Origin of the sequence: Mycobacterium colombiense (genome assembly GCF_001665835.1) — a bacterium.
GTDB lineage: Bacteria > Actinomycetota > Actinomycetes > Mycobacteriales > Mycobacteriaceae > Mycobacterium > Mycobacterium colombiense_A.
In genome coordinates this window covers 16,607-34,346 of record NZ_LZSX01000062.1, presented here as the reverse complement: position 1 = coordinate 34,346, position 17,740 = coordinate 16,607, and the positions used below count along the sequence as shown (strand labels likewise).

Annotated in this window: 16 protein-coding genes and 2 tRNA genes; 7 read left to right on the top strand and 11 right to left on the bottom strand. The window is 67.4% G+C overall.

All coding sequences use genetic code 11. From position 1 onward, the window contains the following. Positions 1–8: 8 nt before the first annotated feature. Positions 9–971, bottom strand: coding sequence for a thiamine-phosphate kinase (locus A5760_RS11915; protein WP_064880906.1), 963 nt, complete (start codon positions 969–971; stop codon positions 9–11). Positions 972–1,103: 132 nt separating this feature from the next. Here A5760_RS11915 and A5760_RS11910 point away from each other — a divergent pair, with 132 nt between their 5' ends. Then, a complete protein-coding gene (locus A5760_RS11910) occupies positions 1,104–1,664 on the top strand; it encodes a DUF3515 domain-containing protein (RefSeq protein WP_064880904.1) in 561 nt (186 codons plus the stop codon). Here A5760_RS11910 and A5760_RS11905 read toward each other — a convergent pair. Together A5760_RS11905 and A5760_RS11900 are read right to left on the bottom strand one after the other, a co-directional pair. Beyond that, a complete protein-coding gene (locus tag A5760_RS11905; protein ID WP_064880902.1) occupies positions 1,661–2,806 on the bottom strand; it encodes a D-alanine--D-alanine ligase family protein in 1,146 nt (381 codons plus the stop codon). The genes A5760_RS11910 and A5760_RS11905 overlap by 4 nt on opposite strands. An 81-nt stretch (positions 2,807–2,887) precedes the next feature. Next, a complete protein-coding gene (locus A5760_RS11900) occupies positions 2,888–3,922 on the bottom strand; it encodes an NAD(P)H-dependent glycerol-3-phosphate dehydrogenase (protein ID WP_064880900.1) in 1,035 nt (344 codons plus the stop codon). Between the two features lie 168 nt (positions 3,923–4,090). Here A5760_RS11900 and cofC point away from each other — a divergent pair, with 168 nt between their 5' ends. From cofC to A5760_RS11885, 3 genes are all read left to right on the top strand, one after another. Then, positions 4,091–4,753: a 2-phospho-L-lactate guanylyltransferase gene (gene cofC, locus A5760_RS11895; protein WP_064880898.1), complete on the top strand. Its 663-nt coding sequence runs from the start codon at positions 4,091–4,093 to the stop codon at positions 4,751–4,753. A gap of 88 nt (positions 4,754–4,841) precedes the next feature. Beyond that, positions 4,842–7,031 (top strand): RNA degradosome polyphosphate kinase, encoded by a 2,190-nt coding sequence (locus A5760_RS11890; RefSeq protein ID WP_064880896.1) that lies wholly within the window; start codon positions 4,842–4,844, stop codon positions 7,029–7,031. A gap of 87 nt (positions 7,032–7,118) precedes the next feature. Further along, on the top strand, positions 7,119–8,066 hold the full coding sequence (locus A5760_RS11885; protein ID WP_064880894.1) for an NUDIX hydrolase: 948 nt from the start codon (positions 7,119–7,121) through the stop codon (positions 8,064–8,066). A 104-nt stretch (positions 8,067–8,170) separates the two neighbouring features. On the opposite strand, the gene A5760_RS11880 is transcribed toward A5760_RS11885, so the two are convergent. The 3 genes from A5760_RS11880 to leuC all read right to left on the bottom strand — a co-directional run bounded on the left by A5760_RS11880 (position 8,171) and on the right by leuC (position 11,090). After that, positions 8,171–8,815, bottom strand: a complete 645-nt coding sequence (locus A5760_RS11880) for an HU family DNA-binding protein (protein WP_064880892.1) — start codon at positions 8,813–8,815, stop codon at positions 8,171–8,173. Positions 8,816–9,026: 211 nt separating this feature from the next. After that, on the bottom strand, positions 9,027–9,623 hold the full coding sequence (gene leuD, locus A5760_RS11875; RefSeq protein ID WP_064880953.1) for a 3-isopropylmalate dehydratase small subunit: 597 nt from the start codon (positions 9,621–9,623) through the stop codon (positions 9,027–9,029). Between the two features lie 27 nt (positions 9,624–9,650). Then, positions 9,651–11,090 carry a 3-isopropylmalate dehydratase large subunit gene (gene leuC, locus A5760_RS11870; protein ID WP_064880890.1) on the bottom strand — a complete coding sequence of 480 codons (1,440 nt, stop codon included), beginning with the start codon at positions 11,088–11,090 and terminating at the stop codon, positions 9,651–9,653. Between the two features lie 85 nt (positions 11,091–11,175). On the opposite strand from leuC, the gene A5760_RS11865 reads away from it, so the two are divergent. Further along, entirely contained in the window at positions 11,176–11,877 is a 702-nt protein-coding gene (locus A5760_RS11865) for an IclR family transcriptional regulator (RefSeq protein ID WP_064880888.1), read from the top strand. Positions 11,878–11,996: 119 nt separating this feature from the next. Next, positions 11,997–12,509: a pyridoxamine 5'-phosphate oxidase family protein gene (locus tag A5760_RS11860; protein WP_064880886.1), complete on the top strand. Its 513-nt coding sequence runs from the start codon at positions 11,997–11,999 to the stop codon at positions 12,507–12,509. Positions 12,510–12,521: 12 nt separating this feature from the next. Here A5760_RS11860 and A5760_RS11855 read toward each other — a convergent pair. From A5760_RS11855 to A5760_RS11840, 4 genes are all read right to left on the bottom strand, one after another. Beyond that, a tRNA-Glu gene (locus A5760_RS11855) sits at positions 12,522–12,594 on the bottom strand. A 73-nt stretch (positions 12,595–12,667) separates the two neighbouring features. Next, positions 12,668–12,739: transfer RNA gene (locus tag A5760_RS11850), tRNA-Gln, on the bottom strand. Positions 12,740–12,888: 149 nt separating this feature from the next. Then, the gene (gene gltX / locus A5760_RS11845; RefSeq protein ID WP_082279442.1) at positions 12,889–14,376 is read right to left on the bottom strand and encodes a glutamate--tRNA ligase; all 1,488 of its coding nucleotides are present in this window, start codon (positions 14,374–14,376) and stop codon (positions 12,889–12,891) included. Beyond that, the gene (locus A5760_RS11840) at positions 14,373–15,179 is read right to left on the bottom strand and encodes a fumarylacetoacetate hydrolase family protein (RefSeq protein ID WP_064880882.1); all 807 of its coding nucleotides are present in this window, start codon (positions 15,177–15,179) and stop codon (positions 14,373–14,375) included. The genes gltX and A5760_RS11840 overlap by 4 nt, the downstream gene beginning before the upstream one ends. Positions 15,180–15,489: 310 nt before the next feature. Between A5760_RS11840 and A5760_RS11835 the strand changes: the two genes are divergently transcribed. Then, a complete protein-coding gene (locus tag A5760_RS11835; protein WP_064880880.1) occupies positions 15,490–16,794 on the top strand; it encodes an MFS transporter in 1,305 nt (434 codons plus the stop codon). On the opposite strand, the gene A5760_RS11830 is transcribed toward A5760_RS11835, so the two are convergent. Beyond that, on the bottom strand, positions 16,694–17,704 hold the full coding sequence (locus A5760_RS11830; RefSeq protein WP_064880878.1) for a 3-isopropylmalate dehydrogenase: 1,011 nt from the start codon (positions 17,702–17,704) through the stop codon (positions 16,694–16,696). The genes A5760_RS11835 and A5760_RS11830 overlap by 101 nt on opposite strands. Between the last annotated feature and the right edge of the window lie 36 nt (positions 17,705–17,740).

The following is a 17,740-nucleotide window of genomic DNA, read 5'->3' as shown; positions in this document are numbered from 1 at the left end:
GCGTCACCCTAATACGACTGCCAGCCGGCGTGGCCGCTCCACTCCTGGTCGTCGACCAGCACCCGGGCCGGCCCGTCGAGAACCCGCCCGATGATGCGCCATCCGGCCGGCGCCGGACCGGCGAAACACGCCACCAGGGCGTGGTCCTCCCCACCGCCCAGCACCCAATGCCAGGGATCGGCGCCGACGGCGGCCGCGGCGGCGGCAAGCGCATCGCGGTCCGCGCCCAGCGCCGCCGTGGACAGATCCATGCCCACCCCCGACGCCTCGGCGACATGACGCAGATCGGCGATCAGGCCGTCGGAGGTGTCGATCATCGCCTGCGCACCCCCGGCCGCGGCCACCGCCCCCTGACCGTAGGGCGGCTGCGGCACCGCATGCCGGCGCCGTAGCCCATCGAAACCGTCAATGCCGTTGCCCCACAAATCGAATCCTGCGGCCGAGCGGCCCAACTCGCCGGCGACGGCGATCAGCGCGCCGGGCTTCGCGCCCGAGCGCCGCACCGGTGCACGCCCGTCCGGGTCGCCCAGCACGGTCACCGAGATGACCCATTGCGGGCAATGGACCAGGTCACCGCCGGCGATACCGGCACCGATCCGCCGCGCCTCGTCCCACATCCCGTCGACCAGGGCATCCACCTTCGCCGCCGACGTGTCCCCGGGCGCGCCGAAGGCGACCACGAAGGCCGTTGGCCGCCCGCCCATCGCCTCGATATCCGCGGCGTTCTGCGCGATCGCCTTGCGCCCGATGTCGTGCGGCGTCGACCAGTCCAGCCGGAAGTGCCGATCCTGCACCAGCATGTCGGTCGACACCAGGACGCGGCCGTCACCCGACGACACCAGCGCCGCATCGTCCCCCGGCCCGAGCACGACCGCGGCGGGCTGCTCGCGACCTCGCACCAGGCGGTCGATCACAGCGAACTCGCCGAGTTGCTGCAGCGACTGGCCCGATTCCTCTTGCACGCCACCCACGATAGGGCTCGTGCTGTCGCTCGGACCGCGCCGGACGAACCTGGGGCTACGCGCGCCCGTTTGGTCCGAGAATAAATTGGCACCCGGGTAAACGAAGGCGATAGTGGTTAGCGGGACAAGGAGGTACGCGCGGTGGCAGCCGAATCGGACGCCGACGCCGGGCCGCCGCGCGCGCTGATCATCGCCGCGATCGCGCTGGCCGTCACGACGATCGGCGTGATCCTGGCCATCGCGGCCACCCGCGAGGCACCCCCGCGTGCGGTGGCCGTTCCCGCGGTCCCGGCGCCGCAGGCAGACGACTCCGCATGCCGGGCGCTGATGGGCGCGCTGCCGCAGCGGCTCGGCGACTACCAGCGTGCACCCCTCGAGCAGCCGGCGCCGCAGGGCGCCGCCGCCTGGCGCAGCGGGCCGGACAGTGAGCCGGTGGTGCTGCGCTGCGGGCTGGACCGCCCGGCCGAGTTCGTCCTCGGATCCCCCATTCAGGTCGTCGACCGGGTGCAGTGGTTCCAGGTGCGTGCCGAACAGCAGTCCGCCGGGGACGCGGGCAGATCCACCTGGTATGCGGTGGACCGGGGAACCTATGTGGCGCTCACGCTGCCGACCGGATCGGGCCCGACGCCGATCCAGCGGCTATCAGAGGTGATCGACCACAGCATCCCGGCGGTGCCCATCGACCCGGGCCAGCCCCGTTAGCGCAGGCCTACGCCGCGGGCCCGCGCGGTCTCGACCATCGTCGCCAGCAGGGTCGCATAATCCACGCCGCTGGCCGCCCACATCCTCGGGTACATCGAGATCGTCGTGAAGCCCGGCATGGTGTTGATCTCGTTGAGCACCGGCCCGCCTTCGGTGAGGAAGAAGTCGACCCGGGCCAGCCCCTGGCAGTCGATGGCCCTGAAAGCGCGGACCGCCAATTGGCGTACCGTGTCCGCGATTTCGTCATCCACCTTGGCGGGCACATCCAATTCGGCCGCGTCGTCGAGGTATTTGGTGGAGAAGTCGTAGAACGAATCCTCGCGACCGCGCACCCCGGCCACCCGGATCTCACCCAGCGTACTGGCTTCGACTGTGCCGTCGGGCATTTCGAGCACACCGCATTCCAGCTCGCGGCCGACGATCGCCGCCTCGACGATGACCTTGGGGTCGTGGCGGCGCGCGGCGGCGATCGCGCCGTCCAGCTGATCCCAACTCGAAACCCGGCTCACACCGATCGAGGAGCCGCCCCGCGCGGGTTTGACGAACACCGGCAGACCCAGCCGCTCGCACTCCTCGGGGCGCAGACTCGAACGCGACGGCCGCAGCACGGCATAGTCGCCGACCGGCAATCCTTCGGCGGTGAACAGCTTCTTGGTGAACTCCTTGTCCATGCCGGCGGCGCTGGCCAGCACCCCGGCCCCCACGTACGGCACACCGGCGAGTTCCAGCAGACCCTGAATGGTGCCGTCCTCGCCGTAGGGACCGTGCAGCACCGGAAACACCACGTCGACCGACGCCAGTACCTCACTGGCGCCCGGCGCCAGCGACACCAGCTGGCCGCTGCGCCCGGGATCGGCCGGCAGCGCCAATTCGGTTCCGGATTCGGCGGTCACCTCGGGCAGTTGGCGGTTGGTGATCGCCAGCGCGGCGGGGTCGCCGTCGGTGAGCACCCACGAACCTTGCGGGGTGATGCCGATCGCGACCACGTCGAACCGCTCCGGATCCAGGTTGCGCAGAATGCTGCCCGCCGAGACGCACGAGATGGCGTGTTCGTTGCTGCGCCCGCCGAATACGACGGCGACGCGTACCCGATCGCCACCCCGTGAGCTGGGGTGCGGCGTCGACCGCTCGCTGGCATTCACAATCTCAAGAGGCTACCGGGTGGCGCCCGAACCGGTCGGGTGGCGGGCATTTGCCTGGCCTTTTCATATGTTCGGCGCCGCTTATTCGGGCTTGGTGCTGCGGCCCAGGAGCAGGGCCATCGCCTCGTCGACCGACAGCCCTTTGTGGCATACGCGGTGCACGGCGTCGGTGAGGGGCATCTCGACGTCGTAACTGGCGGCCAGCGCCAGCACCGCCTCGCAGGACGTCACACCCTCGACGACGTGCCCGTCGCCGCCGTCGGGAGTGCCCGCCAGCAGCGACTGGATGGGCGCTCCCCGGCCGAGCCGTTCGCCCAGGGAGCGGTTGCGCGAGCGCGGTGAGCTGCAGGTGGCCACCAGATCGCCCACGCCGGCCAGCCCGGCCAGCGTCGCGCCCTTGGCGCCGAGCGCGATGCCCAGCCGCATGATCTCGGCCAGGCCGCGGGTGATGATCGCTGCCGTGGTGTTCTCGCCGAGTCCGACGCCGACGGCCATCCCGCACGCGAGGGCGATGACGTTCTTGCAGGCCCCGCCGATCTCGGTGCCGACCACGTCGCTGTTGGTGTACGGGCGGAAGTATCCGCTGTTCAGCATGCGCTGCAGGGCGACGGCCCGGCCCGAGTCGCTGCACGCGATCACGGTGGCGGCGGGCTGGGATGCGGCGATCTCGCTGGCCAGGTTCGGCCCCGATATCACCGCGACCTGAGACGGGTCGACGCCGGTGACCGAGACGATGACCTGACTCATCCGCATCAGCGTGCCCAGCTCGATGCCCTTGGCCAGGCTGACCAGGGTCGCGCCCTGGCGAATCAGCGGCGCCCAGCGCTCGAGGTTGCCGCGCATCGTCTGCGCCGGCACGCCCAGCAACACCGTTGGGGCGTCGCACAGCGCTTCGGCGGCGTCGGCGGTGGCGCGGATGCCCGGCGGCAAGGCCGTGCCGGGCAGGTAGTCGGGGTTGTACCGGGTGGAATTGATCTGCTCGGCGAGCTCGGGCCTGCGGGTCCACAGCGTGACCCTGGCCTCCGGTCCCCCGGCCTCGACCAGCACCTTGGCCAGCGCCGTTCCCCACGCCCCGGCACCCATGACCGCGACCGCGCCCGATGATGCGCTGGTCATGTACCACCCCCTGTCCGTGGTCGGTGTTGCTCACGCGGCACGCGCGGCCGCTACACCCTAGATCAGCGACGGACGGGGCGTCACGTGAGCCAGCGTGTCCCGCGCGGGGGGTGAATCGCCGCCGGCTCGCGAGCGATCCGCGGCGCGGCGCTGGCAGGATGACATCTCATGAGCGGCATATGGGCCGACGGCGCGGTCAACGGCGCAGGCGACGTGGCATTGATCATCGCCGTCAAGAGGTTGGCCGCGGCCAAGACCAGGCTGGCCCCGGTCTTCTCGGCGCGCACCCGGGAAAGCGTGGTGCTCGCCATGTTGACGGACACGTTGACCGCCGCCGGACGTGTCCGATCGCTGGGCTCGATCACCGTGATCACACCCGACGACGCCGCTGCGGCCGCGGCCACCGAGCTGGGCGCCGACGTGCTCGCCGATCCGACTCCCGAGGGCCACCCCGATCCGCTGAACAACGCCATCGCCACCGCGGAGCGCGCGGTGGGCAGTTCCTTCGCCAATGTCGTTGCGCTGCAAGGTGATTTGCCCGCGCTGCAGACTCAGGAGCTGAGCGAGGCGATCGCCGCCGCACGCCAGCACCGGCGCAGCTTCGTCGCCGACCGGCTGGCGACGGGCACCGCCGCACTGTTTGCGTTCGGCGGCCCGCTCGACCCACGGTTCGGGTCCGATTCCTCGGCGCGGCACCGCAGTTCGGGTGCGATCGAGCTGACCGGCGCCTGGCCCGGCCTGCGGTGCGACGTCGACACCCCCACCGACCTCGCCGCCGCCCGCCGCCTCGGGGTTGGGGCGGCGACCGCCCGGGCCATCGCTCCGCACTGATTTTGATCGCCCTGAGCAAATCTGTCCGAGGGGTGAACGTCGTCCCAACGGCGAATGGATGTCCCTCGAGCGCTAGCAGCACCCGCGCGTGATGAGCAATGATCGCAGGGTGACTGAAATCGAAGCTGAGGCGCGACCCGACGAGAATTTGTGGCATTCAGGCGACTCGGCCGTGGCGGCACCACCGGCTGCGACCCAGGCCGCGCTGACCGATCTGCCCGATGATCGTTACCTCAACCGCGAACTGAGCTGGCTGGACTTCAACGCCCGCGTGCTGGCGCTGGCCGACGACAACTCGTTGCCGCTGCTGGAACGCGCTAAGTTCCTGGCAATCTTCGCCTCCAACCTCGACGAGTTCTATATGGTGCGCGTCGCCGGCCTCAAACGCCGGGACGAGATGGGGCTGTCGGTTCGCTCCGCCGACGGTTTGACGCCGCGCAAGCAGCTTGCCCTGATCGGGGAACAGACTCAGCGGATCGCTACCCGGCATGCGCGGGTGTTCCTCGATTCGGTGCGGCCGTCGCTCGCCGAGGAAGGCATCCACATCGTCACGTGGGCCGATCTCGATCAGGCCGAGCGCGACGAATTGTCGTCCTATTTCACCGAACAGGTCTTCCCCGTCCTGACACCGCTGGCCGTCGATCCCGCGCACCCGTTCCCGTTCGTCAGCGGGCTGAGCCTGAACCTGGCGGTCATGGTGCGCCAACCCGAGGATGGCGGCCAGCACTTCGCACGAGTCAAGGTGCCCAACAACGTCGATCGCTTCGTCGAACTCCCCGCCATCGACAGCGCTGACGGCTCGGGGCGGACCATCGTCCGCTACCTGCCGATGGAAGAGCTGATCGCGGCCTTCCTTCCGCTGCTGTTCCCTGGCATGGAAATCGTGGAGCATCACGCTTTCCGCATCACCCGCAACGCCGACATGGAGGTCGAAGAAGACCGCGACGAGGATCTGTTGCAGGCGCTGGAACGGGAATTGGCGCGCCGGCGGTTCGGCCCGCCGGTGCGTCTCGAGATCGCCGACGACATGACCGAGGGCATGCTGGAATTGCTGCTGCGCGAACTCGACGTGCATCCCGGTGACGTCATCGAAGTGCCGGGCCTGCTCGACCTTTCGTCGCTGTGGCAGATCTACGGCCTGGACCGGCCGGCGCTCAAGGATCCGGCGTTCGTGCCGGACACCCACCCCGCCTTCGCCGACCGCGAATCTCCCAAGAGCATTTTCGCGACGCTGCGCGAGGGCGACGTCCTCGTGCACCACCCGTACGACTCCTTCTCCACCAGCGTGCAGCGCTTCATCCAGCAGGCGGCCGCGGACCCCAACGTGCTGGCTATCAAACAAACGCTGTACCGCACCTCCGGTGATTCGCCGATCGTGCGGGCGCTGATCGAAGCGGCCGAGGCCGGAAAGCAGGCCGTGGCGCTCGTCGAGATCAAGGCGCGCTTCGACGAACAGGCCAACATCCGTTGGGCGCGCGCACTCGAACAGGCGGGCGTGCATGTGGTCTACGGGCTCGTCGGCCTCAAGACGCACTGCAAGACCTGCTTGGTGGTGCGGCGCGAGGGTTCGGCGATCCGGCGGTACTGCCACATCGGAACCGGCAACTACAACAGCAAGACCGCCCGCCTGTATGAGGACGTCGGCCTGCTGACGGCGAACCCCGACATCGGCGCGGACCTCACCGATTTGTTCAATTCGCTTACCGGCTATTCGCGTAAGGTCTCCTACCGCAATCTGCTGGTGGCGCCGCACGGAATTCGCGCCGGCATCATCGAACGCGTCGAACGCGAGATCGAAGCGCACCGCGAACGCGGCAACGGACGCATCCGCCTGAAGATGAATGCGCTTGTCGACGAGCAGGTGATCGACGCGCTGTATCGGGCCTCGCAGGCGGGGGTGCGGGTCGAGGTCGTGGTGCGCGGCATCTGCGCGCTGCGCCCGGGCGCCGAGGGTTTCTCCGAAAACATTTTCGTCCGCTCCATTCTCGGCCGCTTCCTGGAGCATTCGCGGATCATCCATTTCCGCAACATCAACGAGTTCTGGATCGGCAGCGCGGACATGATGCACCGCAATCTCGATCGGCGGGTGGAGGTGCTGGCTCAGGTCAAGGACCCCAAGCTCACCGCGCAGCTCGACGAATTGTTCGAATCCGCACTGGATCCGTCGACCCGCTGCTGGGAACTGGGGCCCGACGGGCAGTGGACCCCGGCGCCACAAGAAGGCCATACCGTGCGTGACCACCAAGTATCGTTGATGGAGCGCCATCGCAGCCCTTAGCTCCGTGCGGTGACTTCCGGTTGTTTCTCCGGGCCGCACCGTGATCAAGCGTGCAGCCCTGAGGTGAATTGATCTGCAGGAGTTGAGGTGCCGACCCAGAATTCGTCCACCGCTCGGCGCTCCGGAAGCCGAGTCGTCTATGCCGCCGGCGCGGTGCTGTGGCGACCGGGCAATGCCGACGCGGACGACCACGACGTCGAGATCGCCGTCATTCACCGTCCCCGGTATGACGACTGGTCACTGCCCAAAGGCAAGGTGGACCCCGGCGAGACGGCCCCGGTGGCCGCCGTGCGCGAGGTGCACGAGGAGACGGGTCAGCGCGCCATCCTCGGCAGGCGGCTCGACTTGGTGAGCTATCCAATCGACCAGGGCGTCAAAAAGGTTTACTACTGGGCGGCCCGCGCCACCGGCGGCGAATTCGTGCCGGGCCACGAAGTGGACCGGTTGCTCTGGCTCCCGCTCGCCGAGGCGATGCAGAGGCTCGACTACGCCCAAGACCGAAAAGTGTTGCGCCACTTCAATAAAAAGCCCGCCGATACGCAAACCGTGTTGGTGGTCCGGCACGGCACGGCCGGCCGCAAATCGCGTTTCTCCGGCGATGATGCCAAGCGACCGCTGGACAAACGGGGCCGCGCGCAGGCCGAGGCGCTGGTCCCACAGCTCCTCGCCTTCGGTGCGTCGGACGTGTATGCGGCCGACCGCGTCCGCTGCCACCAGACCGTGGAACCGCTTGCCGAGGACTTGGGCGTGCCCGTGCAGAACGAGCCCACCCTCACCGAAGAGGCCTATGCCAAGAACGCGAAACGCGGACGCCACCGAATGTTGGACATCGCCGAGCAGCAAGGCACTCCGGTTGTCTGCACGCAGGGCAAGGTGATTCCGGACTTGATCGCGTGGTGGTGTGAGCGCGATGGCGTGCGGCCCGACAAGTCGCGTAACCACAAGGGCAGCACCTGGGTGCTGTCGCTGTTAGACGGGCGATTGGTGGCCGCCGACCACATCGGCGGTGCGTTGGCCGCCAACGTCCGGGCTTAGCGTGATGGCGGCGGCCCGTCCCGCTTGCAACCGCTAGCGCACGAATACCCTTCGGGGGCACCGCTGCCGCCCGAAGGGTATTCGTGTCTAGAACTTGACTCCGCTTACTTGCGACCGCGACGCGCGGTCGTCTTCTTGGCGGGAGCCTTGCGGGCCGGAGCCTTGCTCGCCGCCTTCTTGGCCGGAGCCTTGCTCGCGGCCTTCTTGGCCGGGGCCTTCTTGGCCGCGGTCTTCTTGGCCGGAGCCTTGGTCGCCGCCTTGCGAACCGGAGCCTTCTTGGCCGCGGTCTTCTTGGCCGGGGCCTTGGTCGCGGCCTTGCGGGCCGGAGCCTTCTTGGCCGCCGCCTTCTTGGCCGGAGCCGCCTTCTTGGCCGCCGCCTTCTTGGCCGGCGCCTTCTTCGCGGCGGTCTTCTTTGCCGCACCACCCGCTACCACACCGCGCTTGACGGCCGGGCCGTCCGACGGGAGGCGCTGTGCGCCAGACACAACCGCTTTGAACTGAGCACCGGGGCGGAACGCCGGGACGGACGTCGGCTTCACCTTCACCGTCTCACCGGTCCGCGGGTTGCGGGCCACCCGCGCTGCGCGGCGCCGCTGTTCGAACACACCGAACCCGGTGATCGTGACGCTGTCGCCCTTGTGTACCGCACGCACAATGGTGTCGACAACATTCTCGACCGCAGCGGTCGCCTGTCGACGGTCCGTGTTCAATTTAGTTGTGAGCACATCAATGAGCTCTGCCTTGTTCATCAATCCCTCCGACGCTAGTGGTCCTCGATTTGAACCGACTAGTGGACACGGTAAACCCTCACCCAGCAAATTTCCAAGAGCCACGCGCAATTTCAGGGCAAGGCGTCCACCGATTTCGCAATCTGGTTGCCGCCCTTGACCGGTGGGGGGTGTTAAAAATCGGCTCGGTTTAGTTAGCCGATCAAGCAGAAAATCGGCGTCGACCGACTACTCAAGAGGTGAGCAGAGTACGGGGTTTCCACTCCGGATACGCCACTTCGAATGACTCTATTTTATCGAGTTTCCGCAGCGTAAGGGCTATATCGTCAAGGCCTTCGAGTAGCCGCCATGCGGTGTGGTCGTCAATCTTGAACGGCAGCACCGTCGTTCCCGCGGTGATATTTCGATCTTGAAGATTGACAGTGATTTCCAAGCCCGGGCTCTGCTCGATGAGCTTCCAGAGCAGCTCCACACCGTCCTGAGAAACTTCGGCCGCCAGCAGCCCCGCCTTGCCGGAGTTGCCCCGGAAAATGTCACCGAATCGAGACGAGATGACCACCCGGAACCCGTAGTCCATCAGTGCCCACACCGCATGCTCACGCGACGACCCCGTGCCGAAATCGGGACCCGCGACTAGCACTGACCCCCGGTCAAAGGGGCTGAGGTTGAGCACGAATGACGGATCCGACCGCCAGCTGGCGAACAAGCCGTCCTCGAAACCGGTTCGGGTGACACGCTTCAAATACACCGCCGGAATGATCTGATCGGTGTCGACATTGGAGCGCCGCAGCGGCACACCGATACCGGTGTGGGTGTGAAATGCTTCCATGCTCATCCCTTCAACAGTCGAAATACGTCAGCTCAAATCGGCCGGAGCAGACAATGTGCCGCGAACCGCCGTCGCCGCGGCAACGGCCGGAGACACCAAATGCGTGCGGCCGCCTTTACCCTGGCGCCCTTCGAAGTTGCGGTTGGACGTCGCGGCGCACCGCTCCCCCGGCGCAAGCTGGTCGGGATTCATCCCCAGGCACATTGAGCAGCCCGCTTGGCGCCATTCGGCACCCGCGGACGTGAAAACCTCGCCCAGCCCTTCGGCTTCGGCCTGCGCCCGCACCCGCATCGAGCCCGGCACCACCAGCATCCGGACCCCGGGCGCGACCTTGCGGCCGCGCAGCACGTCGGCGACGACGCGCAGATCCTCGATACGACCGTTGGTACAAGAGCCCACGAACACCGTGTCAACGGCGACGTCACGCATGGGTGTGCCCGGTCGAAGGTCCATATACGCCAACGCTTTCTCAGCCGCCTGGCGCTGCGCGTCGTCGGTCATCAGCTCGGGATCCGGGACCGCGTCGGCCAGCGGAACGCCCTGGCCGGGGTTGGTGCCCCACGTCACGAACGGGCTCAGCGACGCGGCGTCGAGGTAGACCTCGGTGTCGAATTCGGCGCCGGGGTCGGTGTGCAGCTGCTGCCAATAACTCATCGCCACATCCCATTGCGCCCCCTGCGGGGCGTGCGGGCGGCCGCGCAGGAACTCGAACGTGGTTTCGTCCGGGGCCACCATTCCCGCCCGGGCGCCGGCTTCGATGCTCATATTGCAGACCGTCATCCGGCCTTCCATCGACAGCGATTCGATGGCGCTGCCGCGATATTCGATGACGTGGCCCTGCCCGCCGCCGGTACCGATCTTGGCGATCAGCGCGAGAATGATGTCCTTGGCCGTCACGCCGGCGGGCAGCTGCCCGTCGACATTGACCGCCATCGTCTTGAACGGCCGCAGCGGCAACGTCTGGGTGGCCAGCACGTGCTCGACCTCCGAGGTGCCAATTCCCATGGCCAGCGCGCCGAATGCGCCGTGCGTCGAGGTGTGACTGTCCCCACAGACGACCGTCATTCCGGGCTGAGTGAGGCCAAGCTGCGGCCCGACCACGTGCACGATGCCCTGCTCGACGTCGCCCATTGGATATAGCCGCACACCGAATTCGGCACAATTTCGCCGCAATGTCTCGACCTGGGTTCGCGACACCGGGTCCGCAATCGGCTTGTCGATATCGATGGTCGGAACGTTGTGATCCTCAGTGGCCAGCGTCAAATCGGGGCGGCGCACCGGCCTGCCGGCCAGGCGCAGGCCGTCGAAAGCCTGCGGGCTGGTGACCTCGTGCACCAGATGCAAATCGATGTAGATCAGGTCCGGCTCGCTGGCACCACCGGATACCACAACGTGGTCATTCCAAACTTTTTCGGCCAGAGTGCGCGGTTTGGTGGCGGCCCCCGCCGCCCCTTGGTCGATTCCCATATCGAAGTCGCCTCAATTCGCCTCGTTAGCGGCTCGCCGATCATCCAGGCTGTGATCTCAGAATGCGAGACGCTAGTATCTCCTTGTGAGACAGCATAGCGGCATCGGCGTCCTGGACAAAGCCGTGGGTATCCTCCACACGATCTCCCAATCACCCTGTGGGTTAGCCGAACTGTGCGAGCGGACCTCCTTGCCCCGCGCGACGGCCTACCGGCTGGCCGCCGCCCTCGAAGCGCATCGCCTACTGGCCCGCGACGACGAAGGACGCTGGCTTCTCGGTCCGGCCGTCACCGAACTCGCGGCCCACGTCAACGATCCGCTGCTGGCCGCCAGCAGCGCGGTGCTGCCGCTGTTGCGCGAAACCACCGGCGAGAGCGTGCAGCTGTACCGCCGCGAAGGCACCGACCGCGTCTGCGTGGCCGCTCTGGAACCCGCTGCGGGCCTTCGCGATACGGTTCCGATCGGGGCGCGATTGCCGATGACGGCCGGGTCGGGCGCCAAAGTGCTACTGGCCCATAGCGACGCGGCCACGCAGAAAACGGTGCTCGCGACGGCGAAATTCACCGAACGAACCCTGGCCGAAGTGCGGCGGCGGGGCTGGGCCCAAAGCGTGGCCGAGCGCGAGCCGGGCGTGGCGAGTGTGTCTGCGCCGGTGCGCGATGGACGCGGTGCGGTCGTCGCGGCAATCTCGGTGTCGGGTCCCATCGACCGGATCGGCCGGCGCCCCGGGGTGCGCTGGGCAGCCGACCTCCTGTCCGCCGCCGAGGCGCTCACCCGCCGCCTCTGAGCTGTTCCGGAGGCGAGTGTGCGTCCAGGGCGGCGTAATCGGGAATTTTCTCGCCCTCGGTGCACGCCCAACGCCACCAGTGCACAGTCACCGCAGGCACGCCTGACAGACTGACCGGCATGGGAACCAATCAGCGCGCGAGCATCGTCATGTCCGAAGACGAGATCGCCGATTTCGTCGTGAAAAGCCGCACCGGGACGCTGGCCACCGTCGGCGCCGACGGCCAGCCGCACCTGACCGCCATGTGGTACGCCGTCGTCGACGGCGAGATCTGGCTGGAGACCAAGGCCAAGTCGCAGAAGGCCGTCAACCTCAAACGCGACCCGCGGGTGAGCTTTCTGATCGAGGACGGCCACACCTACGACACCCTGCGCGGGGTGTCCTTCGAGGGCGTGGCCGAGATCATCGACGATCCCGATGTCTCACACCGCGTGGGCGTCAGCGTCTGGGAGCGCTACACCGGTCCCTACAGCGACGACATGAAGCCGTTCGTCGAGCAGATGATGAACAAGCGGGTCTGCGTTCGCATCGTGGCCCGTCGGGCTCGTTCATGGGATCACCGCAAACTCGGCTTGCCGGCCATGCCGGTTGGTGGATCGACAGCACCGGCGGTCCTGGGGACCGACCAGTAGCTGCGATATTTGTAGCCCCGATGGGATTCGAACCCACGCTACCGCCGTGAGAGGGCGGCGTCCTAGGCCGCTAGACGACGGGGCCAGAAACGATCCGAGCAGTCAGCATAGCTCACCCCGATGAGCCCACCTAATCGCTTGAGGCGGAGAGAATTTTGCTGGGGTACCAGGACTCGAACCTAGAATGGCTGAACCAGAATCAGCTGTGTTGCCAATTACACCATACCCCATTGGCTGCCTAAAACCGCTGGTCAGCGTCGATTGCGGGCTTTCATAAGCTCTTTGGAGTCCGCCGCCGCCAGCCGTTGTCGGCCTTTGTAAACCGCAGTGCAGACTACCAAAGTCTCGGCGGACACTCCGCACGCGTGGTCCCGGCCGCTCAAGCGGGTTCCCGCCCGGCCGTCTCGCGCGCGGCCCGCAGTCGCCCCATGCTGCGGTCGCGGCCCAGCAGCTCCAGCGACTCGAACAACGGCGGGCTGATCGTCGTCCCGGTTGCCCCCACCCTGATCGGGCCGAATGCCTTGCGCGGTTTGAGGCCCAGGTCGTCGATGAGCGCGGCCTTGAGCGCGGCTTCGATCTGCGGCGCCGTCCAGTCCGTCACGGCGTCCAGCGCGGGCAGCGCCGCGTCCAGCACCGCGGCGCCGTCGGCTCCCAGCTCCTTGGCGGCGGCCTTGGGGTCGAGCGCGTATTCGTCGTCGTTGAGGAACTTCAGCAGGTCCCACGCGTCGCCGAGCACCACGATCCGGGTCTGCACCAGGTCCGCGGCGGTGGCGAAGCTGACGTCGTCCAATTCGAGCCGATGGCCGTGGACGTCGAGATAGTCGCGCAGCCTGGCGGTGAAGTCGTCGAGTGCCAGCATCCGGATGTGCTCGGCGTTGAGCGCGTCGGCCTTCTTCTGGTCGAAGCGGGCCGGATTGGAGTTGACGTTGACCACATCGAACGCGGCCACCATCTCGTCGAGACTGAACACGTCGTGGTCGTCGGCGATGGCCCAGCCGAGCAACGCGAGATAGTTCAGCAGACCTTCGGGGATGAAGCCGCGGTCGCGGTGGGCGAACAGGTTCGACTGCGGGTCGCGCTTGGAGAGTTTTTTGGTTCCCTCCCCCAATACCGTTGGCAGGTGCGCGAACTGCGGGGTCCGCTCGGCGACTCCGATGCGGATCAACGCCTGATACAGCGCCAGCTGGCGCGGGGTGGACGACAGCAGGTCCTCGCCGCGCAGCACGTGGGTGATCTTCATCAGCGCGTCGTCACACGGGTTCACCAAGGTGTACAACGGATCTCCGTTGGCGCGGGTCAAGGCGAAATCCGGCACCGACCCGGCCGCGAAGCTGGTGGTGCCGCGAACCAGGTCGTCCCACGCGAGGTCCTCGTCGGGCATGCGTAGCCGCACCACGGGTTGGCGGCCGTCGGCCAGGAACGCGGCGCGCTGGGAATCGGTCAGCTGCCGGTCGAAATTGTCGTAGCCCAGCTTGGGATTACGTCCCGCGGCGACGTGGCGCGCCTCGACCTCCTCCGGCGTCGAGAAGGCGTAGTAGGCCTCGCCCGCTTCGAGCAGCTGGGCCACCACGTCGTGATAGATCTCACTGCGTTGCGACTGGCGGTACGGGCCATAGGGACCGCCCACCCCAGGCCCCTCGTCCCAATCCAGGCCGAGCCAGCGCAGCGCGTCCAGCAGAGCGAGATAGCTTTCTTCGCTGTCGCGCTGGGCATCGGTGTCCTCGATGCGAAACACGAACGTGCCGCCGGTGTGTCGGGCGTACGCCCAATTGAACAGTGCCGTGCGGACCATGCCGACGTGCGGGGTTCCGGTGGGCGAGGGACAGAATCGGACGCGGACTAGGTCTGCGTGTGCTGGTGCAGTCACGATTTTCCTTTACGGACCACGGGATTGGTGAGGGTGCCGATGCCCTCGATGGTGATGGAGACGGTGTCGCCGTCCTCGATGGGGCCGACGCCCGCCGGCGTGCCGGTGAGGATGATGTCGCCGGGCAACAGGGTCATCACGGCCGAGATCCACTCGACGATCGATCCGATGTCGTGGATCAGCAGGGAGGTACGGCTGTGCTGCTTGACGTCGCCGTTGACCTCGGTACGCAATTCCAGATCGCCGGGGTCCAGCGGTTTGAGGTCGGTGACGATCCACGGCCCCACCGGGCAGAACGTGTCATGCCCTTTGGCCCTGGTCCACTGCCCATCGGATTTTTGTTGATCACGCGCCGAGACGTCGTTGCCGACGGTGTAGCCGAGGATGTTCTCCGACGCCTGGGCTGCCGACACGTCCTTGCAGGGCCGGCCGATGACCACCCCCAGCTCGCCCTCGAAGTGCACCGGTGATGCGTTGGCCGGCAACCGAATCGGCACGTTCGGCCCGATGATCGCGGTGTTGGGCTTGAGGAAGATCACCGGATCCACCGGGGCGGGGCCGGTCGTGTCCTGCATCTCGGCGATGTGGTCGGCGTAGTTCTTCCCGACACACACCACCTTGCTGGCCAGTATCGGGGCGAGCAGCCGGACGTCGGCCAGCGGCCAGGATCGGCCGGTGAAGTTCGGCGTGCCGAATGGATGTTCGGCGATCTCGCGCGCGATCATCTCGGCTGGGTCGTTGAGGTCGCCTTCGATACTGACGAAGGCGACACCGTCCGGGCTGGCGATTCGACCAAGGCGCATTTGGTTGAGCCTAGTGACGGTCGCGAGCGCGGCGTAGCCGGGCGTGGCGGGCCGTCACGATCGGAGCTAGTGACGGTCGCGAGCGCGGCGTAGCCGGGCGTGGCGGGCCGTCACGATCGGAGCTAGTGACGGTCGCGAGCGCGGCGTAGCCGGGCGTGGCGGGCCGTCACGATCGGAGCTAGTGACGGTCGCGAGCGCGGCGTAGCCGGGCGTGGCGGGCCGTCACTCAGCGGGGCGAAATTGGGGCGGCAATGACGGACGACGGCACGAGTCCTGCCCTACATTTCCCGCCGGTATGCAAGCATGGGGAATGCAGTCCGACCCCGCCGAGACGTCCGAAATCGGCGCGGGCGTCCGCTGGTCGATCATGATCGTTTCGCTGCTGGCAACGGCAAGTTCGTTCCTCTTCATCAACGGCGTCGCGTTCCTCATCCCGTCGCTGCAAAGCGTGCGCAGAATCCGGCTCGACGAGGCCGGTCTGCTGGCCTCGATGCCCAGCTGGGGCATGGTGGTCACGCTGGTGCTCTGGGGATACGTGCTCGACCGGGTGGGCGAGCGGGTGGTGATGGCCACGGGCTCGGCGCTCACCGCATTAGCCGCCTACGCGGCGGCGTCGGCACATTCGATGGTGATGATCGCCGTGTACCTGTTCCTCGGCGGTATGGCCGCCGCCAGTTGCAACACGGCCGGCGGGCGGCTGGTGGCCGCCTGGTTCCCGCCACACCAGCGCGGGCTGGCCATGGGCATCCGCCAAACCGCGCAACCCCTGGGAATCGCCTTGGGCGCGATGATAATTCCCGAGCTCGCCGAACACGGGCCGCAGGCCGGCCTTCGGTTCACCGCGCTGGCGTGCGTGTTCGGAGCGGTAGTGAGCGTCGTCGGAATCGTCGACCCGCCGCGCAAACCTCGCGCCAGCGCCAGCAATCAGGAACTTGCCAGCCCGTACCGAGGGTCGTTGACGCTGTGGCGAATTCACGCGGTGGCGGGCCTGATGATGATGCCGCAAACGGTCACGGTGACGTTCATGCTGGTGTGGCTGATCAAGAACCTGCACTGGTCGGTCGCGGCCGCCGGCGGGTTGGTCACCCTGTCGCAGTTGCTCGGTGCGCTCGGCCGCGTGGCCGTGGGCCGCTGGTCCGATCGGCTCGGCTCACGCATGCGGCCGGTGCGCTACATCGCGGCCGCCGCCGTGCTGGTCCTGCTGCTGCTGGCGTGGGCCGACTACATGAACTCCCGGTGGCAGGCGGGGCTGATGGTCGTCATCTCGGTGATCGCGGTGCTCGACAACGGGCTGGAGGCGACGGCCATCACCGAATTCGCCGGCCCGTACTGGAGCGGACGCGCCCTGGGCATCCAGAACACCACTCAGCGGATGATGGCCGCAGCCGGCCCCCCACTGTTCGGTGCGTTGATCTCGGCCGCGAAATATCCACCGGCATGGATGTTGTGCGCGTTGTTCCCGCTGGCGGCGGTGCCGCTGGTGCCGACGCGGTTGGTGCCACCCGGCCTGGAAACTAGAGCCCGGCAGCAATCCGTTCGCCGACTTCGGTGGTGGCGCGCCGTTCGCCCCCACGCGTTGCCAGATACTGCTCGACCGCCCGGTCCACCCGCTTAGCGGCGGCGTCCTCACCGAGATGGGCGAGCAGCAACGCCACCGACATGATGGCGGCAGTCGGATCGGCGATGCCCTGGCCGGCGATGTCCGGTGCACTACCGTGGACGGGCTCGAACATCGAGGGATTGGTCCGGGTGCCGTCGATATTTCCACTGGCCGCCAAGCCAATTCCGCCGCACACCGCCGCCGACAGGTCGGTGATGATGTCGCCGAACAAGTTGTCGGTGACGATCACGTCGAAGCGGCCGGGGTCGGTGACCATGAAGATGGTCGCGGCGTCGATGTGTTGATACGCCACCTCGACGTCGGGATAGTCGCGTCCGACCTCGGCCACGATGCGCGACCACAGCCTGCCGGCGAAGGTCAGCACGTTCGTTTTGTGCACCAGTGTCAAGTGCTTTCGGCGTCGCTGGGCCCGCTCGAACGCGTCGGCCACCACCCGGCGCACACCGAAAGCCGTGTTCTGGCTTACCTCGGTGGCGACTTCGTTGGGCGTTCCGACGCGGATGGCGCCGCCGGTGCCGGTGTAGGGCCCTTCGGTTCCCTCGCGCACCACCACGAAGTCGATCTCGGGGTTGCCGGCCAGCGGGCTGTTCACGCCGGGATACAGCCGGCCCGGCCGCAGGTTGATGTGATGGTCCAGCTCGAAACGCAGGCGCAGCAACAACCCTCGCTCCAGCACGCCGCTGGGCACCGACGGGTCACCGATGGCCCCGAGCAGGATGGCGTCATGCGCGCGCAGCTCGTCGACGACCGAGTCCGGCAGTAGCTCACCGGTGGCGTGGTATCGCCGCGCACCCAGGTCGTAGCTGGTCTTGTCCACCCCGGGCAGCACCGCGTCCAGGACTTTGATGGCCTCGGAAACGACTTCGGGCCCGATCCCGTCGCCCTCGATCACCGCCAACTTCATCGGCGCCGCTCCTCCTCATCGCTCCGCTCTGCATCG